Genomic DNA, 21,569 nt, shown 5'->3' on the forward strand with positions numbered 1-21,569 from the left:
CTCCTACAGGGATCTGGATTCCAGTGCAGGAGCTGCCGAAGGCTGCGATCTTTTGGTCTTTTGACTATCAACCACCCTCATCGAAGTAGTTGTTGATCAACGCCACCAATGCATCCAGCGCTTCCTGTTCCTGATGGCCTTCGGTACTCAGATAGATTTTGGTGCCTTTGCCGGCAGCCAGCATCATCATCGCCATGATGCTTTTACCGTCCACCGTGTTTTCCGGGGTGCGGCCTACTCTGATGGTGCAATCGGGAAACTGGCCCGCCACCCCGACGAACTTGGCCGACGCTCGGGCATGCAGACCCAATTTGTTGATGATTTCGATTTCACGAGCAGGCATCGCGGTGTGAATCCTTTAAGTGAGGTCGCGGTGGCGAACCTGGACGTTCTTCAGGGTTTTCTGCAGGGCCTGACCCAGACGTTCAGTCAGGTAAACGGAACGGTGATGCCCGCCGGTGCAGCCAATGGCAATGGTGACATAGGCGCGGTTACTCGCGGCAAAGCGTGGCAGCCATTTGTTCAAGTAGCCGAAGATGTCCTGGAACATCTCCTCAACCTCCGGTTGTGCAGCCAGGTACTCGGCGACAGGTGCGTCGAGACCCGATTGTGCACGCAGTTCCGGTTTCCAGTACGGATTGGGCAGGCAGCGCACGTCGAACACCAGATCCGCGTCCACTGGCATGCCACGCTTGAAGCCGAACGACTCGACCAGAAACGCCGTGCCCGGCTCCGGCTGGTTCAGCAGTCGCAGCTTGATGGTGTCACGCAACTGGTACAGATTGAGATTGGTGGTGTTGACCTTGAGGTCGGCCAGATCGGCGATCGGGCCGAGCAGGGCGGTCTCATCGTTGATTGCCTCGGCCAGCGAGCGATCGGCATTGCTCAACGGATGGCGTCGGCGGGTTTCCGAAAAGCGCTTGAGCAGGGTTTCATCGTCGGCATCCAGATACAACACATCGCACTGGATGTGCCGGGCCCGGACTTCTTCAAGCAGTTCGGGGAAACGCGACAGGTGGCTCGGCAGATTGCGCGCATCGATCGACACGGCCACCAGCGGCTGGGTTAGCTCGGTGTGAATCAGGGCGCGTTCGGCGAGTTCCGGCAGCAGGCCGGCCGGCAGGTTGTCGATGCAGTAGTAGCCGTTGTCCTCAAGGACATCCAGGGCGGTGCTTTTACCCGAGCCGGAACGGCCACTGACGATGATCAAACGCATGATTAATGACCGTTCTGCTCGCTCAGGACGACCTGATACAAGGCTTCGTTGCTCGGTGCGCTGCGCAGTTTTTCGCGCACTTCCTTGCGATCGAGCATGCTGGCGATCTGGCGCAGTAATTCCAGGTGGGCATCGGTGGCCGCTTCCGGGACCAGCAGAACAAACAGCAGGTCGACCGGTGCGCCGTCGATGGCATCGAAATCGATGGGGGCATCAAGGTGCATCAGCGCGCTGATAGGCGATTCGCAGCCTTTGAGGCGACAGTGGGGAATGGCGATACCGTTGCCGAAACCGGTGGAACCGAGTTTCTCACGGGCTACCAAGCTCTCGAAAACATCCTGCATGGCCAGATCCGGCACTTCTTTATGGATGAGGTTGGCAATCTGTTCGAGGGCTTTCTTTTTACTGCCGCCCGGCACGTTCACCAGGGAACGGCCGGGGGTCAGGATGCTTTCAAGTCGGATCATGGGTTGGGGGTGTTAACGACCGGTTGCGCCCTGAAGGAGGCTCTGGGTCTTTTCCTTATGCTTTTTGAGTTGGCGATCCAGCTTGTCGGTCAGTGAGTCGATCGCAGCGTACATGTCGGTATCTTCTGCGTTGGCGACCACTTCGCTGCCGGGTATATGCAAGGTGGCTTCGATTTTCTGCTTGAGCTTTTCGACACACATCGTGACCTGCACGTTGGTGATCTTGTCGAAATGGCGCTCCAATCGTTCGAGTTTCTCGTTGATGTAGGTGCGCAGAGGTTCGGTCACTTCCAGTTGGTGTCCACTGATGTTGACTTGCATACAGCTTCTCCTTCGTTGCCAGTGCATAAAGCGGCAGGCCGAAGAGCCTGCCACTGGAACGCTGTAACGTGGCTTACATCAACCGCTTGCGTTCGCTCGAAGGCGCGATCCCGAGGGATTCGCGGTACTTGGCGACGGTGCGGCGAGCCACCTGAATGCCTTGTGCCTCCAGTAAACCAGCGATCTTGCTGTCACTCAACGGCTTTTTCTGATTTTCCGCCGCAACCAGTTTTTTGATGATCGCGCGGATCGCCGTGGACGAGCATTCGCCGCCTTCGGAGGTGCTGACGTGGCTGGAGAAAAAGTATTTCAGTTCATAAATACCGCGCGGGGTATGCATGAATTTCTGGGTGGTGACCCGGGAAATCGTCGATTCGTGCATGCCGACCGCCTCGGCGATGTCATGCAGGACCAACGGCTTCATGGCTTCATCGCCATATTCCAGGAAGCCGCGCTGATGCTCGACAATCTGGGTGGCCACTTTCATCAGCGTTTCGTTGCGGCTTTGCAGGCTTTTGATGAACCAGCGCGCCTCTTGGAGCTGATTGCGCATGAAGGTGTTGTCGGCACTGGTGTCGGCGCGACGGACGAAACCGGCGTACTGCGCATTGACCCGCAGACGGGGCACCGACTCTTGGTTCAGCTCAACCAGCCAGCGCTCGTTGTCCTTGCGCACAATAACGTCGGGCACCACGTATTCGGCTTCGGTCGATTCGATCTGCGAGCCCGGGCGCGGATTGAGGCTTTGCACCAGTTCGATGACCTGGCGCAACTCGTCTTCCTTGAGCTTCATGCGCCGCATCAACTGGCTGTAGTCGCGACTGCCGAGCAGATCGATGTAATCGCTGACCAGACGTTTGGCTTCGTTGAGCCACGGGGTCTTGGCCGGGAGCTGACGCAGTTGCAGCAGCAGGCATTCGCCGAGGTTGCGCGCGCCGATGCCGGCGGGTTCAAACTGCTGGATGCGATGCAGAACGGCTTCGATCTCGTCCAGCTCGATGTCGAGCTCCGGATCAAAGGCGTCGAGAATTTCTTCTAGGGTTTCGTCGAGGTAGCCCTGATTGTTGATGCAATCGATCAGGGTCACGGCGATCAGGCGGTCGGTGTCGGACATCGGCGCCAGATTCAATTGCCATAGCAGATGACTTTGCAGGCTTTCCCCGGCGGAGGTGCGGGTGGTGAAGTCCCACTCGTCGTCATCGCTGCTGGGCAGGCTGCTGGCGCTGGTCTGGTAGACATCTTCCCAGGCGGTATCAACGGGCAGTTCGTTAGGAATGCGCTCGTTCCATTCGCCATCTTCCAGGTTGTCCACCGTCGGGGCGGCTTCCTGATAGGACGGTTCCTGAATGTCGGTGTTGGGTTTTTGTTCGGCGTTGTCGGCCAAAGGATCGGTATTGTCGAAGTCGTCGCCTTCTTCCTGGCGTTCGAGCATCGGATTGGATTCCAGGGCCTCCTGGATTTCCTGTTGCAGGTCCAGGGTCGACAATTGGAGCAGGCGGATGGCCTGTTGCAGCTGCGGTGTCATCGTCAGCTGCTGGCCCATTCTCAAGACTAGCGATGGTTTCATGGCAGGGGCTTAACACCTTATTCGCCGGCGCGCATGCGCCATCCACTACAGGGCGCCGGAGCGCCAAACTTAAGCAAATTATATGCCTGAAACTGTCGTGTTTGCCTAGAGCGCTGTAACAATAAAAGCGTATAAAAAATCAGCTTCAACGTTACAGCACCCGATCGGCTGGCCGAATGTGATCGCGCTTTAGAGGCGGAACTCGTGGCCCAGGTACACTTCCTTCACCAGATCGTTGGCAAGGATGGTCGCCGAATCGCCTTCAGCGATCAGTTGACCGTCGTTGACGATGTAGGCGGTCTCGCAGATATCCAGGGTCTCACGCACGTTGTGGTCGGTGATCAGTACACCGATGCCCTTGGCCTTGAGGTGGTGGATGATCTGCTTGATGTCGCCGACCGAGATCGGGTCGACACCGGCGAACGGTTCGTCGAGCAGGATGAATTTCGGTGCGGTCGCCAGGGCGCGGGCGATTTCCACCCGGCGGCGTTCACCACCGGACAGGCTCATGCCGAGGTTGTCGCGGATGTGGCTGATGTGGAACTCCTGCAACAGGCTTTCCAGTTCCTTGCGACGACCGGCCTTATCGAGTTCCGCGCGGGTTTCGAGGATGGCCATGATGTTATCGGCCACCGACAGTTTGCGGAAAATCGATGCTTCCTGCGGCAGATAGCCGATACCGGCCTTGGCACGGCCGTGCATCGGCTGATGGCTGACGTCCAGATCATCGATCAGTACTCGGCCCTGATCGGCCTGCACCAGGCCGACGATCATGTAGAAGCAGGTGGTCTTGCCCGCGCCGTTCGGGCCGAGCAGGCCAACGATCTGGCCGCTGTCGATCGACAGGCTGACGTCGCGCACAACCTGGCGGCTTTTATAGGCCTTGGCCAGGTGTTGAGCTTTCAGAGTTGCCATTACTGGGTTTTCTCGTCGGTTTTCTTCTTCGGCTGGATCACCATGTCGATACGCGGACGTGCTTCGGTGACTTTGCTACCGGTAGCGCGACCGGCACTGGCCAGCTTCTTCACCGTGTCATAGACGATTTTCTCGCCCTGAGTGGTGTTGTTGTCCTTGTCGACAACCTTGGCCTTGTCGATCAGCACGACGCGGTTTTGCGCGGCATGGTACTGAATCGTCACGCCCCAACCCTGAACAGGCTTGGTGTCACCCTGGGTTTGCAGTTGCTCGAAGTAGGCAAGGTTGCCGACCGAAGTCACCACGTCGATGTCACCGGTCGGGGTGCGGGTGATGGTCACGGTATTGCCGGTCACCTTCATCGAACCCTGAGTGATGATCACGTCACCTTTATAGGTGGCGATGCCGTTCTTGTCGTCCAGCTGGGCGTCGTCGGCCTGAATGCGGATAGGTTGCTGCTGATCGTTCGGCAGAGCCCAGGCGCTCACGCTTCCCAGTGCTGCGCCCAGACTGAGCAAAATAGGGAGGGTTTTAACGAGCCTCATACTGTCCTCTTACGTTCGATAGCAGGTGTATCCTGCTTTCCTTCAAATACGCTTTCATTCCTACACCAGTCGATACACCGCCAGCGCCGTCGATTCTAACGGGTTGCTCGGTCTGCGCATATTGTTGCTGCGGGAACACCGTCATGCGAGTGGAGGTGACCAGCAGATCGCGGTTCTTTTCGTCGGTGCGCTTGATGCGCACGGAATCGATCAGTTCGACCTGCGTGCCGTCCGGATTCACTTCGCCACGCTCACTGGTCACGTGCCACGGAAATTCGGTGCCGCGGTACATGTTCAGGTCGGGTTTGGTCACGAGTGTGATGTCCGTTGCCTTGACGTGCTCGGCCTTGTCGGAGGTCATCTCGTACTGCACTTTGCCGTCGGGCAAGTATTGCAGAGTGTGTGTGTTGGTGGCGTACCAGTCGATAGCGGTGTCTTCGACTTTGGCCACAGGCTTGTCGAGGAAGCGTTCCGGACTGATGTTCCAGTAGCCGACCGCCGCAAACATGGCGGCGATGCAGCCGAACAGCAGGAAGTTGCGAAATTTTTTGCTAAACATGGTTTGGCTCACAGGTACGCGGCGTTGGCCGCATCGAGGCGGCCCTGGGCGCGCAGGATCAATTCGCAGAATTCGCGGGCGGCACCTTCGCCGCCACGGGCCCGAGTGACGCCATGGGCGTGTTCGCGCACGAAATCGGCAGCATTGGCAACGGCCATGCCCAGACCTACGCGGCGGATCACCGGCAGGTCAGGCAAATCGTCACCGAGGTAGGCGACCTGTTCATAGCTTAGGCCCAGTTGCGCCAGTAGACCGTCCAGAACCACCAATTTGTCTTCGCGGCCCTGAAACAGGTGCGGGATGCCGAGGTTCTTCGCCCGGCGTTCAACCACCGGCGTCTTGCGGCCACTGATGATGGCGGTCTCGACACCGGCATTCATCAGCATCTTGATGCCTTGGCCGTCGAGGGTGTTGAAGGTCTTGAATTCGCTGCCGTCTTCGAGGAAGTACAGGCGCCCGTCGGTGAGGACGCCGTCGACGTCGAACACCGCCAGTTTGATCGCTTTGCCGCGCTGCAGCAGATCGGTTGTCATTACATCACTCCTGCACGCAGCAGATCGGAGAGGTTGAAGGCGCCGATCGGGCGATCTTCTTCGTCCACGACCACCAGTGCGTTGATTCGGTGGTCTTCCATGATTTTCAGGGCTTCAGCGGCGAGCATCTCTGGCCGTGCGGTCTTGCCGTGTGCGGTCATGACCTGGTCGATGGTGGCGCTGCGGATGTCGATGCTGCGGTCCAGCGTGCGACGCAAGTCACCGTCGGTGAAGATCCCGGCCAGTTTGCCATCGGCTTCGACAATCGCGGTCATGCCCAGACCCTTGCGGGTCATTTCCATGAGCGCGTCCTTGAGCAGGGTGCCGCGCTGCACTTGCGGCAGCTCTTGCCCGGCGTGCATGACGTTTTCCACTTTCAGCAGCAGGCGTCGACCCAGAGCGCCGCCCGGGTGCGAAAAAGCAAAATCTTCGGCGGTGAAACCACGCGCTTCGAGCAGCGCCACGGCCAGGGCATCGCCCATGACCAGCGCGGCGGTGGTCGAGGAAGTCGGTGCCAGGTTCAGTGGGCAGGCTTCGTGTTCGACGTGAACGTTGAGATTGACTTCGGCGGCCTTGGCCAGCGGCGACTGAGGATTGCCGGTAAGGCTGATCAACTGGATGCCAAGGCGCTTGATCAATGGCAGCAGGGTGACGATTTCGTTGGTCGAGCCAGAGTTGGAGAGCGCGAGGATCACGTCGTCGCGGGTGATCATGCCCATGTCGCCATGGCTGGCTTCGGCCGGATGGACGAAAAATGCCGGGGTGCCGGTGCTGGCCAAGGTCGCGGCAATCTTGTTGCCGACGTGCCCGGATTTGCCCATGCCGACCACGACCACACGGCCCTTGCTGGCCAGAATCATCTCGCAAGCGCGTACGAAATCGGCGTCGATATGGGGCAACAAGCCTTGTACGGCTTCCACTTCGAGGCGGATGGTGCGTTGTGCCGATTGAATCAGGTCGCTGGATTGGCTCATGTCAGAAATCGTATAGCCCGATGAAAAGGCGGCGATTATAGCGGTTATGTTGAAAAGCCTCACGCAAGTTCGTCGTGCTTTGTCATTCCTTGTCACCAAAACCCTGAAAAAGTGCCATCAGGCCTGTCATATCGTTGAACGCGGAGGGGCAGGGGCCTTGGGCGCTTGGCGTTTGCAGTGATATAGTTCGCCGCCAGTTCGGCCTGCCCGGGAGGTATGTGCTTTCTACGGAAAGCCAGGCGTCCGAGTGAGAGGCTGCATCGCAAGGAGTTTAGATGAGTGCCGATAACGCCTACGCGGTCGAGCTGAAGGGAGTCTCCTTCAAGCGCGGTGCGCGCAGCATTTTCAATAACGTCGATATTCGCATCCCGCGTGGCAAGGTTACCGGCATCATGGGGCCTTCCGGGTGTGGCAAGACCACCCTGCTGCGTTTGATGGGCGCGCAATTGCGTCCTGCCAGTGGGGAAGTCTGGGTCAACGGTCAGAACCTGCCGACGCTGTCGCGCAGTGATCTGTTCGATGCGCGCAAGCACATGGGCGTGCTGTTTCAGAGCGGCGCGCTGTTCACCGATCTCGATGTCTTCGAGAACGTGGCTTTTCCCCTGCGTGTTCATACCCAACTGCCGGATGAAATGATCCGCGACATCGTCCTGCTCAAGTTGCAGGCGGTCGGTCTGCGCGGTGCGATCGAGCTGATGCCTGACGAGCTGTCCGGCGGCATGAAGCGGCGGGTCGCCCTGGCTCGGGCGATTGCGCTCGATCCGCAGATTCTCATGTATGACGAGCCTTTCGTCGGTCAGGATCCGATCGCCATGGGCGTGCTGGTACGCCTGATCCGTCTGCTCAACGATGCGCTGGGCATCACCAGCATCGTGGTCTCCCACGATCTGGCCGAAACCGCGAGCATCGCTGACTACATCTATGTAGTGGGTGATGGTCAGGTGCTGGGGCAGGGCACGCCGGACGAGTTGATGAATTCGGATGAGCCGCGTATTCGCCAGTTCATGACTGGCAACCCCGATGGCCCGGTGCCGTATCATTTTCCAGCGACGGATTACCGCGCAGATCTTCTGGGGAAGCGCTGATGCGCAGAATTTCACTAATAGAACGCGTACGCCGTTTCGGCGAGGCGGCGATCGACGCCGTCGCGGTGTTTGGCCGCGCGACCCTGTTCCTGTTCCACGCCCTGCTCGGTCGTGGTGGCATCAGTGGCGGTTTCGGCCTGCTGGTCAAGCAACTGCATTCGGTTGGCGTGATGTCGCTGGTGATCATCGTCGTGTCGGGGATTTTTATCGGCATGGTGTTGGCGTTGCAGGGCTTCAGTATTCTGTCGAGCTACGGTTCGGAGCAGGCTGTAGGGCAGATGGTGGCCCTGACGTTGCTGCGTGAACTGGGGCCGGTGGTGACGGCGCTGTTGTTTGCCGGGCGTGCCGGTTCGGCGCTGACCGCGGAAATCGGCAACATGAAGTCCACCGAACAGCTTTCCAGCCTGGAAATGATCGGTGTCGATCCGCTCAAGTACATTATTGCCCCGCGTCTGTGGGCCGGTTTCATTTCCCTGCCGGTGCTGGCGATGATTTTCAGCGTGGTGGGGATCTGGGGTGGTTCGTGGGTGGCTGTCGACTGGCTTGGCGTGTATGAAGGCTCGTACTGGGCGAACATGCAGAACAGCGTGAACTTCACCAGTGATGTGCTCAACGGCGTCATCAAAAGTATCGTTTTCGCCTTCGTCGTGACCTGGATCGCCGTATTCCAAGGCTATGACTGTGAGCCCACTTCCGAGGGCATCAGTCGCGCCACCACCAAGACCGTGGTATTCGCCTCGCTGGCGGTACTGGGCCTGGACTTTATTCTGACCGCTTTGATGTTTGGAGATTTCTGATGCAAAACCGCACCCTGGAAATCGGTGTCGGCCTGTTCCTGCTGGCAGGGATCCTGGCTTTGTTGCTATTGGCTCTGCGGGTCAGTGGCCTGTCTCCGACTTCGACCACCGACACCTATAAATTGTATGCCTACTTCGACAATATCGCCGGTTTGACGGTCAGAGCCAAAGTGACCATGGCCGGTGTGACCATCGGCAAGGTCACGGCAATCGATCTGGATCGCGACAGCTTTACCGGTCGGGTAACCCTGCAAGTGGACAAAAAGGTCGACAACCTGCCGACCGACTCCACAGCGTCTATCCTGACCGCTGGTCTGTTGGGCGAGAAGTACATCGGTATCAGTGTGGGCGGCGAAGACACCCGTCTGAAGGATGGTGGAACCATCCACGACACGCAGTCGTCTCTGGTACTGGAAGACCTGATCGGTAAATTCCTGCTCAATACCGTTAGCAAAGACGCCAAATGAGGAGCTTTTGAATGATCTCTACCTTGCGACGTGGCCTGTTGGTGTTGCTTGCGGCACTGCCACTGCTGGCGAATGCTGCACCTGGGCAGTCGGCACACGACCTGATTCAGGACACCACGAACCGGATGCTGGCCGATCTGTCGGCCAATAAAGAGAAGTACAAGCAGGATCCGCAGGATTTCTATGCCGCGCTGAACAGCATTGTTGGTCCGGTGGTGGATGCCGAGGGCATTTCCAAAAGCATCATGACCGTGAAGTATTCGCGCAAGGCCACGCCTGAGCAGATGCAGCGCTTTCAAGAGAACTTCAAGCGTGGACTGTTCCAGTTCTACGGCAACGCTTTGCTCGAGTACAACAACCAGGGCATCACCGTTGATCCGGCCAAGGATGAGTCAGGCGATCGCACCAGCGTCGGCATGACTGTCAAGGGCAGCAACGGCGCGATCTATCCTGTGCAGTACACGCTGGAGAAGATCAACGGCGAGTGGAAACTGCGCAACGTGATCATCAACGGCATCAACATCGGCAAGCTGTTCCGTGACCAGTTCGCCGACGCGATGCAGCGCAATGGCAACGACCTGGACAAGACCATCAATAATTGGGCTGGCGAAGTGGCCAAGGCCAAGGAAACCACCGAGAAAGCTGCCGAGAAGCCAGCGCAATGAATGAGGCGGCAGTTCGTATGAGTGACGTCGACGAGCTATTGCTCAGCGGAGTGCTGGACTATCGCACAGGTCCCGACCTGCGCAAGGAAGGCCAGAAGCTGATCAAATCCAGCCAGGCGGCATCGCTGGTGATCGATTGCTCGGCAGTGAAGAAGTCCAGCAGCGTCGGTTTGTCCTTGCTGCTGTGCTTCATGCGCGATGCTCAGGCGGCCGGTAAGGCCGTCAGCATCCGCGCGATGCCGGAAGACATGCGCGAAATCGCTCAGGTCAGTGAACTGACCGAGTTACTGGCGCACCCCTGAACCCGCATCGATAAACAAGCCCCCCGTCAGAGTCCTGCCAATGCGGGGTTCGCAGGCGCGGGGCTTTTTTGTATGATGTCCGACCCGTGCGCACAGGGCGCCGATTGAGGTTGAGCATGCAGGCCGTAGAAGTGAAGAGCTTCCTTGAAGGAAAGCTGCCCGGAACGTTGGTAGAAGTTGAGGGCGAAGGCTGCAATTTCCAGCTGAACGTGATTAGCGATGAACTGGCGGCGTTGAGCCCGGTGAAGCGTCAGCAGCAGGTCTATGCCCATTTGAACCCATGGATCACCGATGGCAGCATCCATGCGGTCACTATGAAATTTTTCAGCAGCGCGGCCTGGGCCGAGCGCACCTGAGCCCTAGGGCGTCGAGATTCTTATGGATAAATTGATTATTACCGGTGGCGTTCGTCTTGATGGCGAAATCCGTATCTCCGGGGCGAAGAACTCCGCCCTGCCGATTCTGGCTGCCACCCTGCTGTGCGATGGCCCGGTGACCGTTGGCAACCTGCCGCACCTGCATGACATCACCACCATGATCGAGCTGTTCGGTCGCATGGGCATCGAGCCGGTGATCGACGAGAAACTCAGCGTCGAAATCGACCCGCGCACCATCAAGACCCTGATCGCGCCGTACGAGCTGGTGAAAACCATGCGTGCCTCGATCCTGGTACTGGGCCCGATGGTTGCCCGATTCGGTGAAGCCGAAGTCGCCCTGCCTGGCGGTTGCGCGATCGGTTCGCGTCCGGTCGACCTGCACATCCGTGGCCTCGAAGCCATGGGCGCGGTGATCGACGTCGAAGGCGGCTACATCAAGGCCAAGGCGCCTGAAGGCGGCCTGCGCGGTGCGCACTTCTTCTTCGATACCGTCAGCGTGACCGGTACCGAAAACATCATGATGGCAGCCGCCCTGGCCAAGGGTCGCAGCGTGCTGCAGAACGCTGCGCGTGAACCTGAAGTGGTTGACCTGGCGAACTTCCTCAATGCCATGGGTGCCAAGGTATCCGGCGCCGGCACCGACACCATCACCATTGATGGCGTCGAGCGCCTGGGTTCGTGCTTCTACAAGGTCATGCCTGACCGTATCGAGACCGGCACTTACCTGGTGGCCGCTGCGGTCACCGGTGGCCGTGTGAAGGTCAAGGACACTGATCCGACCATTCTTGAAGCGGTCCTGGAAAAGCTCCGTGAGTCCGGTGCGGAAATCACCTGCGGTGAAGACTGGATCGAGCTGAACATGCACGGCAAGCGCCCGAAAGCGGTCAACGTGCGCACAGCGCCGTACCCGGCATTCCCGACCGACATGCAGGCGCAGTTCATCTCGCTCAACGCCATTGCCGAAGGCACCGGTGCAGTGATCGAGACGATCTTCGAAAACCGTTTCATGCACGTGTACGAACTGCACCGCATGGGCGCCAGGATCCAGGTCGAAGGCAACACTGCGATCGTCACCGGTACTGAAGTCCTGAAGGGCGCGCCAGTAATGGCCACCGACCTGCGTGCTTCCGCCAGTCTGGTGATCTCGGCACTGGTTGCCGAGGGCGATACCCTGATCGACCGCATCTACCACATAGACCGTGGTTACGAGTGCATCGAAGAAAAACTGCAGATGCTGGGCGCCAAGATCCGTCGCGTTCCGGGCTGATTGCTGCATGCGGGCACAGGGACGTGTCCACTGAATTTGTTTCGAGTCGAGCCGGTATCCGGCTCGATGTGTGTCCGGCGCCGATTGCGACCGGGCATGAGTACCTTGATAAGGACTGACGTTTCCCATGTTGACCATCGCACTGTCCAAGGGCCGCATCCTTGACGACACTCTGCCGCTTCTCGCCGAAGCGGGCATCGTGCCGACCGAGAATCCGGACAAGAGCCGCAAGCTGATCATCCCCACCACTCAGGATGACGTACGTCTGTTGATCGTGCGTGCCACCGACGTGCCGACCTACGTCGAGCATGGCGCGGCCGACCTTGGCGTCGCCGGTAAAGACGTGTTGATGGAATACACCGGCCAGGGCCTGTACGAGCCGCTGGATCTGCAGATTGCCCAGTGCAAGCTGATGACCGCCGGCAAGATCGGTGCGCCGGAACCCAAGGGCCGTCTGCGCGTGGCGACCAAGTTCGTCAATGTCGCCAAGCGTTACTACGCCGAACAGGGTCGTCAGGTCGACATCATCAAGCTCTACGGCTCGATGGAGCTGGCACCGCTGATCGGTCTGGCCGACAAGATCATCGACGTGGTCGACACCGGCAACACCCTGCGCGCCAATGGCCTGGAACCTCAGGAACTGATCGCCACGATCAGCTCGCGTCTGGTGGTCAACAAGGCTTCGATGAAGATGCAACACGCCCGAATCCAGGCGTTGATCGATACCCTGCGCAACGCAGTGGAATCGCGACACCGCGGCTGATGTACCTGCGCGACCCCTGGTCGCGCCGTCTATCCGCCTCATAGCCAGAATTCTCAGGTGCCCAAGCGGATCGAATGATAGTTTCGGGCGCCTGAGTTTTTCGCCATTCCTATGAGGCTCTCGCTATGACCGCACCGACTGCAATTCGCCGACTCAACGCTGCTGACCCGGATTTCGCGCATCATCTGGATCATCTGCTGAGCTGGGAAAGTGTGTCTGACGACTCGGTCAATCAGCGCGTGCTGGACATCATCAAGGCGGTGCGCGAGCGCGGTGACGCGGCGCTGGTCGAGTTCACCCAGAAGTTCGACGGCCTCGAAGTCGCCTCGATGGCTGACCTGATCCTGCCGCGCGAGCGCCTGGAACTGGCCCTGACTCGCATCACCGTGGCGCAGCGCGAAGCGCTGGAAAAAGCCGCGGCGCGGGTGCGCAGCTACCACGAAAAACAGAAACAGGACTCCTGGAGCTACACCGAAGCCGACGGCACCGTGCTCGGCCAGAAGGTCACTCCACTGGATCGCGCCGGCCTGTATGTGCCGGGCGGCAAGGCGTCGTACCCGTCGTCGGTGCTGATGAACGCGATTCCGGCCAAGGTCGCCGGCGTGGCCGAAGTGGTCATGGTGGTGCCGACCCCGCGCGGTGAGCTCAATGAGCTGGTGCTGGCGGCGGCGTGCATTGCCGGCGTTGACCGGGTGTTCACCATCGGCGGCGCGCAGGCGGTTGCCGCGCTGGCTTACGGCACCGAAAGCGTGCCGCAGGTGGACAAGGTCGTCGGCCCGGGCAACATCTATGTCGCCACCGCCAAACGCCACGTCTTCGGTCAGGTCGGCATCGACATGATCGCCGGCCCGTCGGAAATCCTTGTGGTGTGTGACGGCCAGACCGATCCGGACTGGATCGCCATGGACCTGTTCTCCCAGGCCGAGCACGACGAAGACGCGCAGGCGATTCTGGTCAGCCCCGACGCCGAGTTCCTCGACAAGGTCGCCGCCAGCATCGACAAACTGCTGCCGACCATGGACCGCGCAACCATCATCGAAACCTCGATCAATGGCCGTGGTGCGTTGATTCACGTGAAGGACATGGCGCAAGCCATCGAAGTCGCCAACCGCATCGCCCCGGAACACCTTGAGTTGTCGGTCGCCGATCCACAAGCCTGGCTGCCGCAGATCCGTCACGCCGGCGCGATCTTCATGGGCCGCCACACCTCCGAAGCGCTGGGCGATTACTGCGCCGGTCCGAACCACGTGCTGCCGACCTCCGGCACTGCGCGGTTCTCCTCGCCGCTGGGTGTGTACGACTTCCAGAAACGTTCGTCGATCATCTTCTGCTCCGAGGCCGGTGCTTCCGAGCTGGGCAAGACCGCTTCGGTGCTGGCTCGTGGCGAATCCCTCAGCGCGCACGCACGCAGCGCCGAATACCGCATCAAAGATGCAGACTTTCTGCAAGGGCAGGGGGAATGAACATGAGTAAATTCTGGAGCCCGTTCGTCAGGGATCTGGTGCCGTATGTGCCGGGCGAACAGCCAAAGCTGACCAAACTGGTCAAGCTCAACACCAACGAAAACCCCTACGGCCCGTCGCCAAAAGCCCTGGCGGCGATGCAGGTCGAGCTCAACGACAACCTGCGCCTGTACCCGGATCCCAACAGTGATCTGCTGAAAAATGCCGTCGCCAACTACTACGGCGTGCAGAGCAATCAAGTGTTCCTCGGCAACGGTTCGGACGAAGTGCTGGCGCACATCTTCCACGGTCTGCTGCAGCACGAGCAGCCGCTGCTGTTCCCGGACATCAGCTACAGCTTCTATCCGGTGTATTGCGGTCTGTACGGCATCCAGTTCGATGCCGTGCCGCTGGACGCGCGGTTCCAGATCAACCCGGCGGACTACGCCAAACCGAACGGCGGGATCATTTTCCCCAATCCGAACGCACCGACCGGTTGCCTGTTGGCGCTGGAGGCGGTTGAGCAGATTCTCCAGGCCAGCCCGGATTCGGTGGTCGTGGTGGACGAGGCTTATATCGACTTCGGCGGCGAAACCGCGATCAGTCTGGTGGATCGTTATCCGAATCTGCTGGTGACCCAGACCCTGTCCAAGTCGCGTTCGCTGGCCGGCCTGCGCGTCGGTCTGGCGGTGGGGCACCCGGATCTGATCGAGGCACTGGAGCGAATCAAGAACAGCTTCAACTCCTATCCGCTGGATCGCCTGGCGATTGTCGGCGCGGCGGCGGCGTTCGAGGATCGCGAGTACTTCGACAAGACCTGCCGTCTGGTAATCGAGAGCCGTGAATGGGTGATCGCGCAATTGCAGGCCAAAGGCTTTGAGGTGCTGCCGTCGGCGGCGAACTTTATCTTCGCCCGGCACCCGCAACACGATGCTGCGGGGCTGGCGGCCAAGCTGCGCGAGCAGGGCGTGATCGTGCGCCACTTCAAGCAGGAGCGGATTGCCCAGTTCCTGAGGATTTCGATTGGTACGCCGGAGCAGAATCAGGCGTTGATCGACGGCCTGGGCGACCTCTAAACCGCCTTCGCGAGCAAGCCCGCTCCCACATTTAACCGCGTCTCTTCAGATGGAGCACGGTCATATGTGGGAGCGGGCTTGCTCGCGAATGGAGCGCCATCAATATCAATGTCCTACTCGTGATGCGGCTCACCGAGGAACGTCAGCGAGGTAAACAACCCGCGACTATCCACATCAGCACTGCCCTTCACCGGCACCTCCACCTGCGCGGCAATCACATTCAACCCTTCATTACGCACCAACACCTGCGCGCGGCCGTCCTTGTCAGTCTCGGTGCTTAAGGTATTCGGCGCACTGCGATAGTCACCGATCAAGTTCACCCCCGCTGCCGGTTTGCCATCGAGCAACACCCGCACCGGCAATGATTGCCCCGGCCCGACCGTCAGCGGATCGACTTCCGGCAGAATCAGCAATTTGATCTGATCAAGCTTGGGCAACTTGGCCCCCGGCTGATAAATCGCCAGGCTGTACTTGAAGGTCTGCGTCGCCTCGACAGCGCCCGGCACTTTGCTGCGCCCCTCATTGATCCATTTTTTGTCAGCGGTTTGCGACCACATACCGTTGTTCAGTGCAACGGCCAGTACTGCCGGCGGCTTGAGAGGCTTGAGACGTGCGTGATCGGCCAGGCGTTCGACGCTGACCGGGATCATCTTGCCACCGGCATCGTAAGCCCAGGCGCCGCTGATTTTCTGCGCCTTGAAGGCATTGTCTTCGGCGCCGTGGCCGTAGATCACTTCGATGTTGCCGCGCCGTTGTTCGGTCCACAGGCCGTGGGCCGAGGCCTGAGTGGCGAACAGGGCGGCGATGATCAGCAGGGTTTTGCCGTATTGCATGGTGACGTCCTTTTACAGGTTGAGTGTCAGGCTGACGGTGAAATTGCGCGGCTCGCCGGGGTTGACCCAGTAATTGCTGTAGGAGCGCTCGTAGTATTTTTCGTCGAAGAGATTGTTCAGGTTCAGGCCAACCGTGACGTTGTCGCTGGCCTTGTAATGGGCCAGCAGATCGACGGTGTGATAGGCCGGCATTTCAAAATCACCGCCGGCTTCACCAGAGCGATCGCCGACGTAGGTGAACGCCGCGCCGACGTCCGAGCCGCGCAAATGGCCGTCCTGAAACTCGTAGACGCCGAGCAGGCTGCCACTGCGCTTGGCCACGCCAAGGATGCGGCTGCCGGTCGGGATTGCCGCGTCGCCCTTGGTCACTTCAGCGTCGATGTAAGCGAAGGCACCAATCACCCGCACGGCATCGGTCACTTGCCCGGTCACTTGCCAGTCGAAACCGCGACTGCGCGCCTTGCCCATCGCGCGGCTGGTGTCGGTGCCCGGGTCGAGGGCGAGGACGTTCTCCTTGTCGATGTGGAAGAAAGCGAGGGTGCTGCTCAGGCGCTCGTCGAACAGTTCGTTCTTCATGCCGATTTCGTAACCGACACCTTCTTCGGGATCGAAGGATTTGCCGGAGGCGTCGAGGCCATTATTCGGTTTGAACGAGGTCGAGGCGTTGGCGAACAGGCCGGTGTTCGGCGTCAACTGATAGAGCAGGCCGGCGCGTTGGGTGAGGGCGTCGTGAGTCTGCTGGCTTTTGGCATTGCGGGTGTGATCGTCGATGCGTTGATCAAAGTGCTCGAAGCGTGCGCCGATCATCCCGCGCAGTTTGTCGGTGAAGATGATTTGATCCTGCAGGTTCAGTGCGTGGCTTTCGACGTGTTCGAAGAAGTCAGTACCCGAGCGTGGGCCGTTGGGTTTCGGTTGGCCGTAGATCGGCTTGTAGATGTCGATGGCGTAGGGACCGCCAGCGATGGTAGTGACGCGTTCGTTCTTGCGGAAGTTCTCGTATTCGGTGCCGATCAGCAGTTCGTGCTGCCATGGGCCGAGGTCGAACAGACCGCGCAGCTCCAGTTGGGTGATGCTGTCGTGCCAGTTAGTGTCCCGTTCGCGGTAGCGTCGGTTGACGGTGTGACCATCGGCGTTCAGCGCACGACTTTCAGACGCGTCGCCCCACAGTTTGCCTTCCTTGTAGTGGCTGGCCAGACGCAGTTTCCAGCTGTCGTTGAGGTGATGTTCGAGGGAGGCCTGGAGCAGGTTGTTGTGGTTGTCGATGTTGCCGTCGTTCGGTTCACCGAGGAAGGTCGAGCGCGAAACGCCGCTCCATTTGTTGTCCGGCGCGACGACTCCTCGGTCGAACGTGGAGTTGTGCCGGACGATTTCGCTTTCCACCAACAACGAAGTGTCCGGGCTCAGTTGCCAACTGATCGAAGGTGCGACGAATACCCGCTGGCTGTCGACGTGATCACGGAAGCTGTGGTTGTCCTCGACCGCCAGGTTGATCCGCGAGAGCACATCACCCTGCTCGTCGAGCGGCGTGTTGACGTCCAGTGCCGTGCGATAACGATCCCAGCTGCCAGCGCTGGTCTGCAGAGTGGTGAACGCTTCGGGCTGCGGTTTTTTGGTGACGATGTTCACCGTGCCGCCCGGATCGCCTCGGCCATACAGGCTCGCGGCCGGGCCTTTGAGGACTTCGATGCGCTCCACGTTGGCGGCGTCCGGCGTGCTCGGATAGCCGCGATTGGCGCTGAAACCGTCCTTGTAGAACTCCGAGGTGGTGAAGCCGCGCACGCTGTATTCGTACAGCGTCAGGCCGCCAAAATTGTTCTGCTTCGACACGCCGCCGGCGAAATCCAGTGCGCGTTCGACATTGTGGCTGCCCAGATCCTTGAGCACGCTGGCCGGCACCACGCTGATCGCTTGGGGAATGTCGCGGATGGCGGTGTCGGTTTTGGTTGCGCTGGCGGAGCGCGTCGCGCGGTAGCCGCTGACCGGCCCGCTGGGGGATTCGTAATCGGAAGTGACGCTGATGGCGTCGAGTTCGAGGGGTTGCGGATCTTCGGCGAAAACCGGATCGGCCAGCAGGCCCAGAGTCAGGCCAAGCAGTGAAGCCTTTTTTCGAGACGACATGTTATGTTGTTCCAATCGTTAAATTGAAACAATATAACATGCCTATTGAGAGTGTCTTTCATTCGCGCACTTCGGCGCGAATAAAGTTTTACTCTTGTTCTTTCACCGGAGCCGGCGGCGGACGCAGGCCGATTTCTGCGGTCAGCTTGATCTCTTTGCCGTTGCGCATGACCTGAATCGTGACCTTGTCGGTCGGTTTGATCCGCGCCACCTGGTTCATGGACTTGCGGCCATCGCCGGCCGGTTCGCCGTCGATGCTCAGAATCACGTCACCCAGTTGCAGGCCGGCCTTCTGTGCCGGGCCATCGCGGAAGATCCCCGCCACGACAATCCCCGGACGCCCGGACAGGCCAAACGATTCGGCCAGTTCCTGGGTCAGCGGCTGCACTTCAATACCCAGCCAGCCACGAATCACCTGACCGTGCTCGATGATCGACTTCATCACTTCCATCGCCAGTTTCACCGGGATCGCAAAACCGATGCCCTGTGAGCCGCCGGACTTGGAGAAGATCGCCGTGTTGATACCGGTGAGGTTGCCGTTGGCATCGACCAGCGCGCCGCCGGAGTTGCCCGGGTTGATCGCCGCGTCGGTCTGGATGAAGTCTTCGTAGTTGTTCAGGCCCAACTGGTTACGCCCGGTGGCACTGATGATGCCCATGGTCACGGTCTGGCCGACGCCGAACGGGTTGCCGATGGCCAGCGCGACATCGCCGATGCGGATGCTGTCGGAGCGGCCGACGGTGATCGCCGGGAGGTTTTTCAGGTCGATCTTCAGTACCGCGAGGTCGGTTTCCGGGTCGCTGCCAATGACGCGGGCGAGGGTTTCGCGACCGTCCTTGAGCGCCACCACGATCTGATCAGCACCGGTGGTCACGTGATTGTTGGTCAGAATGTAGCCTTCCGGGCTCATGATCACGCCGGAACCGAGGCTCGATTCCATACGCTTTTGCTTCGGCGAGTTGTCGCCGAAGAAACGCCGGAACTGCGGATCTTCAAACAGCGGGTGCGCCGGTTTGTTGATGACCTTGGTGGTGTACAGGTTCACCACCGACGGTGCGGCGATGCTCACCGCATCGGCATAGGACACCGGGCCCTGCTGCACGCTGGTGGTTTGTGGGGCCTGTTGCAGGTTGACGTCGAGGCTCGGCAGCCCGACCCACTGCGGGTAACGCTGAATAATCAACAGAGCGATAAGCACACCGGCCAACAGCGGCCAGCCGAAAAAACGCAGCGCCTTGAGCATTAAGCACGTCCTGGAAAAGTTGCAGGCGGGGTCAGACCGCCCATAATGTCGCGCATTATACGAGGCCGCGCGCGCCTCTGAACGGGATTTTCAGGAGTCTTTCATGGCCGTCGCCCTCAGCACCCTCGTCGAAGAAGCCGACCGTTACCTCGGCAGTGCAAAAATCGCCGATTATTGCCCCAACGGCCTGCAGGTCGAAGGCCGTCCGCAAGTGATGCGCATCGTCAGTGGCGTCACTGCCAGTCAGGCGCTGCTCGACGCGGCGGTGGAGGCCGAGGCCGATCTGATACTGGTGCATCACGGCTATTTCTGGAAAGGCGAGAACCCGTGCATCACCGGCATGAAGCAGCGGCGCTTGAAGACTTTGCTCAAGCACGACATCAGTCTGCTCGCCTATCACTTGCCGCTGGATCTGCATCCGGAGGTTGGCAATAACGTGCAACTGGCGCGGCAACTGGACATTACCGTTGAAGGGCCACTGGATCCGGACAACCTCAAAATTGTCGGACTGGTTGGCTCGTTGAATGAGCCGATGACTGCGCGTGACTTCGCCCGCAAGGTTAAAGACGTCATGGGCCGCGAGCCGCTGCTGGTCGAGGGCAGTGCGATGATTCGTCGGGTCGGCTGGTGCACCGGTGGCGGGCAGGGCTATATCGATCAGGGTGTGGCGGCGGGTGTTGATCTGTTCCTTAGCGGTGAAGCCTCCGAGCAGACCTTCCACAGCGCGCGGGAAAACGACATCAGCTTCATTGCCGCCGGCCATCATGCCACCGAGCGCTACGGTGTGCAGGCACTGGGCGACTATCTGGCGAAGCGCTTCGCTCTCGAACACATCTTCATCGATTGCCCGAACCCGATCTAAGGCTAAACCTCATTTCAGTGTGGGAGCGGGCTTGCTCGCGAATGCGGTGGTTCAATCAGCAGCGATGTTGAATGACACACCGCATTCGCGAGCAAGCCCGCTCCCACAGGAACAGCATTGCCCGGCCGAACTGGCAGGCATATTCATATGCCCTTTCGATCTAGTAGGCGTCCTGATTAGAAGAGGTCGCTGTGCTAGGATTCCCCGCTCGAACACGGCCCGCTGGCCGTTCATAAGAAAGCTTTCGTGAGTAGCCATGGTCGACAAACTGACGCATCTGAAACAGCTGGAGGCGGAAAGCATCCACATCATCCGCGAGGTGGCCGCCGAGTTCGACAACCCGGTGATGCTGTACTCCATCGGTAAAGACTCCGCCGTGATGCTGCACCTGGCACGCAAGGCGTTCTTCCCGGGCAAACTGCCGTTTCCGGTGATGCACGTCGACACTCGCTGGAAATTCCAGGAGATGTACAAGTTCCGCGACAAGATGGTCGAAGAACTGGGCCTGGACCTGATCACCCACATCAACCCCGATGGCGTGGCGCAGAACATCAACCCGTTCACCCACGGCAGCGCCAAGCACACCGACATCATGAAGACCGAGGGCCTCAAGCAGGCGCTCGACAAGCATGGTTTCGACGCCGCGTTCGGCGGCGCCCGTCGCGATGAAGAGAAGTCCCGTGCCAAAGAGCGCGTGTACTCGTTCCGCGACAGCAAGCACCGCTGGGACCCGAAAAACCAGCGTCCCGAGCTGTGGAACGTCTACAACGGCAAGGTCAACAAGGGCGAATCCATTCGTGTGTTCCCGTTGTCGAACTGGACCGAACTGGATATCTGGCAGTACATCTACCTCGAAGGCATCCCGATCGTGCCGCTGTACTTCGCCGCCGAACGCGAAGTGATCGAGAAGAACGGCACGCTGATCATGATCGACGACGAGCGTATCCTCGAACACCTGTCCGATGAGGACAAGGCACGCATCGTCAAAAAGAAAGTGCGTTTCCGTACCCTTGGTTGCTACCCGTTGACGGGCGCGGTGGAGTCCGAGGCCGAAAGCCTCACGGACATCATTCAGGAAATGCTCCTGACGCGAACTTCCGAGCGCCAGGGCCGGGTCATCGACCACGATGGCGCAGGCTCGATGGAAGACAAGAAACGTCAGGGTTATTTCTAAG

General features: G+C 59.6%; 25 protein-coding genes. 12 read left to right on the forward strand and 13 right to left on the reverse strand.

Annotated features, from left to right (window positions below; translation table 11 throughout):
* Nucleotides 1-67: 67 nt before the first annotated feature.
* From CKW11_RS22840 to CKW11_RS22885, 10 genes are all read right to left on the reverse strand, one after another.
* Nucleotides 68-343, reverse strand: a complete 276-nt coding sequence (locus CKW11_RS22840) for an HPr family phosphocarrier protein (RefSeq protein WP_095139492.1) — start codon at nucleotides 341-343, stop codon at nucleotides 68-70.
* A 15-nt stretch (nucleotides 344-358) separates the two neighbouring features.
* Nucleotides 359-1,216: an RNase adapter RapZ gene (gene rapZ / locus CKW11_RS22845; RefSeq protein WP_095139493.1), complete on the reverse strand. Its 858-nt coding sequence runs from the start codon at nucleotides 1,214-1,216 to the stop codon at nucleotides 359-361.
* Nucleotides 1,217-1,218: 2 nt separating this feature from the next.
* Nucleotides 1,219-1,683 carry a PTS IIA-like nitrogen regulatory protein PtsN gene (gene ptsN / locus CKW11_RS22850; protein ID WP_095139494.1) on the reverse strand — a complete coding sequence of 155 codons (465 nt, stop codon included), beginning with the start codon at nucleotides 1,681-1,683 and terminating at the stop codon, nucleotides 1,219-1,221.
* A 12-nt stretch (nucleotides 1,684-1,695) separates the two neighbouring features.
* Nucleotides 1,696-2,004: a ribosome hibernation-promoting factor, HPF/YfiA family gene (hpf, locus tag CKW11_RS22855; RefSeq protein ID WP_025109458.1), complete on the reverse strand. Its 309-nt coding sequence runs from the start codon at nucleotides 2,002-2,004 to the stop codon at nucleotides 1,696-1,698.
* 73 nt (nucleotides 2,005-2,077) lie between these two features.
* A complete protein-coding gene (locus CKW11_RS22860) occupies nucleotides 2,078-3,571 on the reverse strand; it encodes an RNA polymerase factor sigma-54 (RefSeq protein ID WP_027610846.1) in 1,494 nt (497 codons plus the stop codon).
* A 189-nt stretch (nucleotides 3,572-3,760) separates the two neighbouring features.
* Nucleotides 3,761-4,486, reverse strand: coding sequence for an LPS export ABC transporter ATP-binding protein (gene lptB / locus CKW11_RS22865; RefSeq protein ID WP_095139495.1), 726 nt, complete (start codon nucleotides 4,484-4,486; stop codon nucleotides 3,761-3,763).
* Entirely contained in the window at nucleotides 4,486-5,031 is a 546-nt protein-coding gene (gene lptA / locus CKW11_RS22870; RefSeq protein ID WP_095139496.1) for a lipopolysaccharide transport periplasmic protein LptA, read from the reverse strand. The genes lptB and lptA overlap by 1 nt, the downstream gene beginning before the upstream one ends.
* A complete protein-coding gene (gene lptC / locus CKW11_RS22875) occupies nucleotides 5,018-5,590 on the reverse strand; it encodes an LPS export ABC transporter periplasmic protein LptC (protein ID WP_095139497.1) in 573 nt (190 codons plus the stop codon). The genes lptA and lptC overlap by 14 nt, the downstream gene beginning before the upstream one ends.
* 8 nt (nucleotides 5,591-5,598) lie before the next feature.
* Entirely contained in the window at nucleotides 5,599-6,123 is a 525-nt protein-coding gene (locus CKW11_RS22880; protein WP_007967216.1) for an HAD family hydrolase, read from the reverse strand.
* Nucleotides 6,123-7,097, reverse strand: coding sequence for a KpsF/GutQ family sugar-phosphate isomerase (locus CKW11_RS22885; RefSeq protein WP_027610849.1), 975 nt, complete (start codon nucleotides 7,095-7,097; stop codon nucleotides 6,123-6,125). The genes CKW11_RS22880 and CKW11_RS22885 overlap by 1 nt, the downstream gene beginning before the upstream one ends.
* Before the next feature lie 275 nt (nucleotides 7,098-7,372).
* Here CKW11_RS22885 and CKW11_RS22890 point away from each other — a divergent pair, with 275 nt between their 5' ends.
* The 10 genes from CKW11_RS22890 (at nucleotide 7,373) to hisC (ending at nucleotide 15,338) form a co-directional block, all read left to right on the forward strand.
* Complete coding sequence (locus tag CKW11_RS22890; protein WP_095139498.1) at nucleotides 7,373-8,182, forward strand: ATP-binding cassette domain-containing protein; 810 nt, start codon at nucleotides 7,373-7,375, stop codon at nucleotides 8,180-8,182.
* Complete coding sequence (mlaE, locus tag CKW11_RS22895) at nucleotides 8,182-8,979, forward strand: lipid asymmetry maintenance ABC transporter permease subunit MlaE (protein ID WP_003221704.1); 798 nt, start codon at nucleotides 8,182-8,184, stop codon at nucleotides 8,977-8,979. Before CKW11_RS22890 ends, mlaE begins: the two co-directional genes overlap by 1 nt.
* A complete protein-coding gene (gene mlaD, locus CKW11_RS22900; RefSeq protein ID WP_007967220.1) occupies nucleotides 8,979-9,446 on the forward strand; it encodes an outer membrane lipid asymmetry maintenance protein MlaD in 468 nt (155 codons plus the stop codon). Before mlaE ends, mlaD begins: the two co-directional genes overlap by 1 nt.
* Before the next feature lie 11 nt (nucleotides 9,447-9,457).
* Nucleotides 9,458-10,111 carry a phospholipid-binding protein MlaC gene (locus CKW11_RS22905; RefSeq protein ID WP_095139499.1) on the forward strand — a complete coding sequence of 218 codons (654 nt, stop codon included), beginning with the start codon at nucleotides 9,458-9,460 and terminating at the stop codon, nucleotides 10,109-10,111.
* Entirely contained in the window at nucleotides 10,108-10,413 is a 306-nt protein-coding gene (locus CKW11_RS22910; protein ID WP_095139500.1) for a lipid asymmetry maintenance protein MlaB, read from the forward strand. Before CKW11_RS22905 ends, CKW11_RS22910 begins: the two co-directional genes overlap by 4 nt.
* A 116-nt stretch (nucleotides 10,414-10,529) precedes the next feature.
* Nucleotides 10,530-10,769, forward strand: coding sequence for a BolA family protein (locus tag CKW11_RS22915; RefSeq protein ID WP_008085051.1), 240 nt, complete (start codon nucleotides 10,530-10,532; stop codon nucleotides 10,767-10,769).
* 22 nt (nucleotides 10,770-10,791) lie between these two features.
* Nucleotides 10,792-12,057 (forward strand): UDP-N-acetylglucosamine 1-carboxyvinyltransferase, encoded by a 1,266-nt coding sequence (gene murA / locus CKW11_RS22920; RefSeq protein ID WP_027610854.1) that lies wholly within the window; start codon nucleotides 10,792-10,794, stop codon nucleotides 12,055-12,057.
* Nucleotides 12,058-12,184: 127 nt separating this feature from the next.
* Nucleotides 12,185-12,820 (forward strand): ATP phosphoribosyltransferase, encoded by a 636-nt coding sequence (hisG, locus tag CKW11_RS22925; protein ID WP_007912384.1) that lies wholly within the window; start codon nucleotides 12,185-12,187, stop codon nucleotides 12,818-12,820.
* Nucleotides 12,821-12,945: 125 nt separating this feature from the next.
* Nucleotides 12,946-14,283 carry a histidinol dehydrogenase gene (hisD, locus tag CKW11_RS22930; protein ID WP_095139501.1) on the forward strand — a complete coding sequence of 446 codons (1,338 nt, stop codon included), beginning with the start codon at nucleotides 12,946-12,948 and terminating at the stop codon, nucleotides 14,281-14,283.
* Between the two features lie 2 nt (nucleotides 14,284-14,285).
* Entirely contained in the window at nucleotides 14,286-15,338 is a 1,053-nt protein-coding gene (hisC, locus tag CKW11_RS22935) for a histidinol-phosphate transaminase (RefSeq protein WP_095139502.1), read from the forward strand.
* A gap of 113 nt (nucleotides 15,339-15,451) precedes the next feature.
* On the opposite strand, the gene CKW11_RS22940 is transcribed toward hisC, so the two are convergent.
* The 3 genes from CKW11_RS22940 to algW all read right to left on the reverse strand — a co-directional run bounded on the left by CKW11_RS22940 (nucleotide 15,452) and on the right by algW (nucleotide 19,532).
* Nucleotides 15,452-16,171 carry a DUF4198 domain-containing protein gene (locus CKW11_RS22940; protein WP_095139503.1) on the reverse strand — a complete coding sequence of 240 codons (720 nt, stop codon included), beginning with the start codon at nucleotides 16,169-16,171 and terminating at the stop codon, nucleotides 15,452-15,454.
* Between the two features lie 12 nt (nucleotides 16,172-16,183).
* Nucleotides 16,184-18,289 carry a TonB-dependent siderophore receptor gene (locus CKW11_RS22945; RefSeq protein ID WP_095139504.1) on the reverse strand — a complete coding sequence of 702 codons (2,106 nt, stop codon included), beginning with the start codon at nucleotides 18,287-18,289 and terminating at the stop codon, nucleotides 16,184-16,186.
* 88 nt (nucleotides 18,290-18,377) lie between these two features.
* Nucleotides 18,378-19,532 carry a Do family serine endopeptidase AlgW gene (gene algW, locus CKW11_RS22950; RefSeq protein WP_095139505.1) on the reverse strand — a complete coding sequence of 385 codons (1,155 nt, stop codon included), beginning with the start codon at nucleotides 19,530-19,532 and terminating at the stop codon, nucleotides 18,378-18,380.
* Nucleotides 19,533-19,635: 103 nt separating this feature from the next.
* Between algW and CKW11_RS22955 the strand changes: the two genes are divergently transcribed.
* Nucleotides 19,636-20,394, forward strand: coding sequence for a Nif3-like dinuclear metal center hexameric protein (locus CKW11_RS22955; RefSeq protein WP_095139506.1), 759 nt, complete (start codon nucleotides 19,636-19,638; stop codon nucleotides 20,392-20,394).
* Between the two features lie 256 nt (nucleotides 20,395-20,650).
* A complete protein-coding gene (cysD, locus tag CKW11_RS22960; protein WP_007912374.1) occupies nucleotides 20,651-21,568 on the forward strand; it encodes a sulfate adenylyltransferase subunit CysD in 918 nt (305 codons plus the stop codon).
* The last annotated feature ends 1 nt before the right edge of the window (nucleotide 21,569 follow it).

Source organism: Pseudomonas sp. Irchel s3a10 (assembly GCF_900187525.1).
Classification (GTDB): domain Bacteria; phylum Pseudomonadota; class Gammaproteobacteria; order Pseudomonadales; family Pseudomonadaceae; genus Aquipseudomonas; species Aquipseudomonas koreensis_G.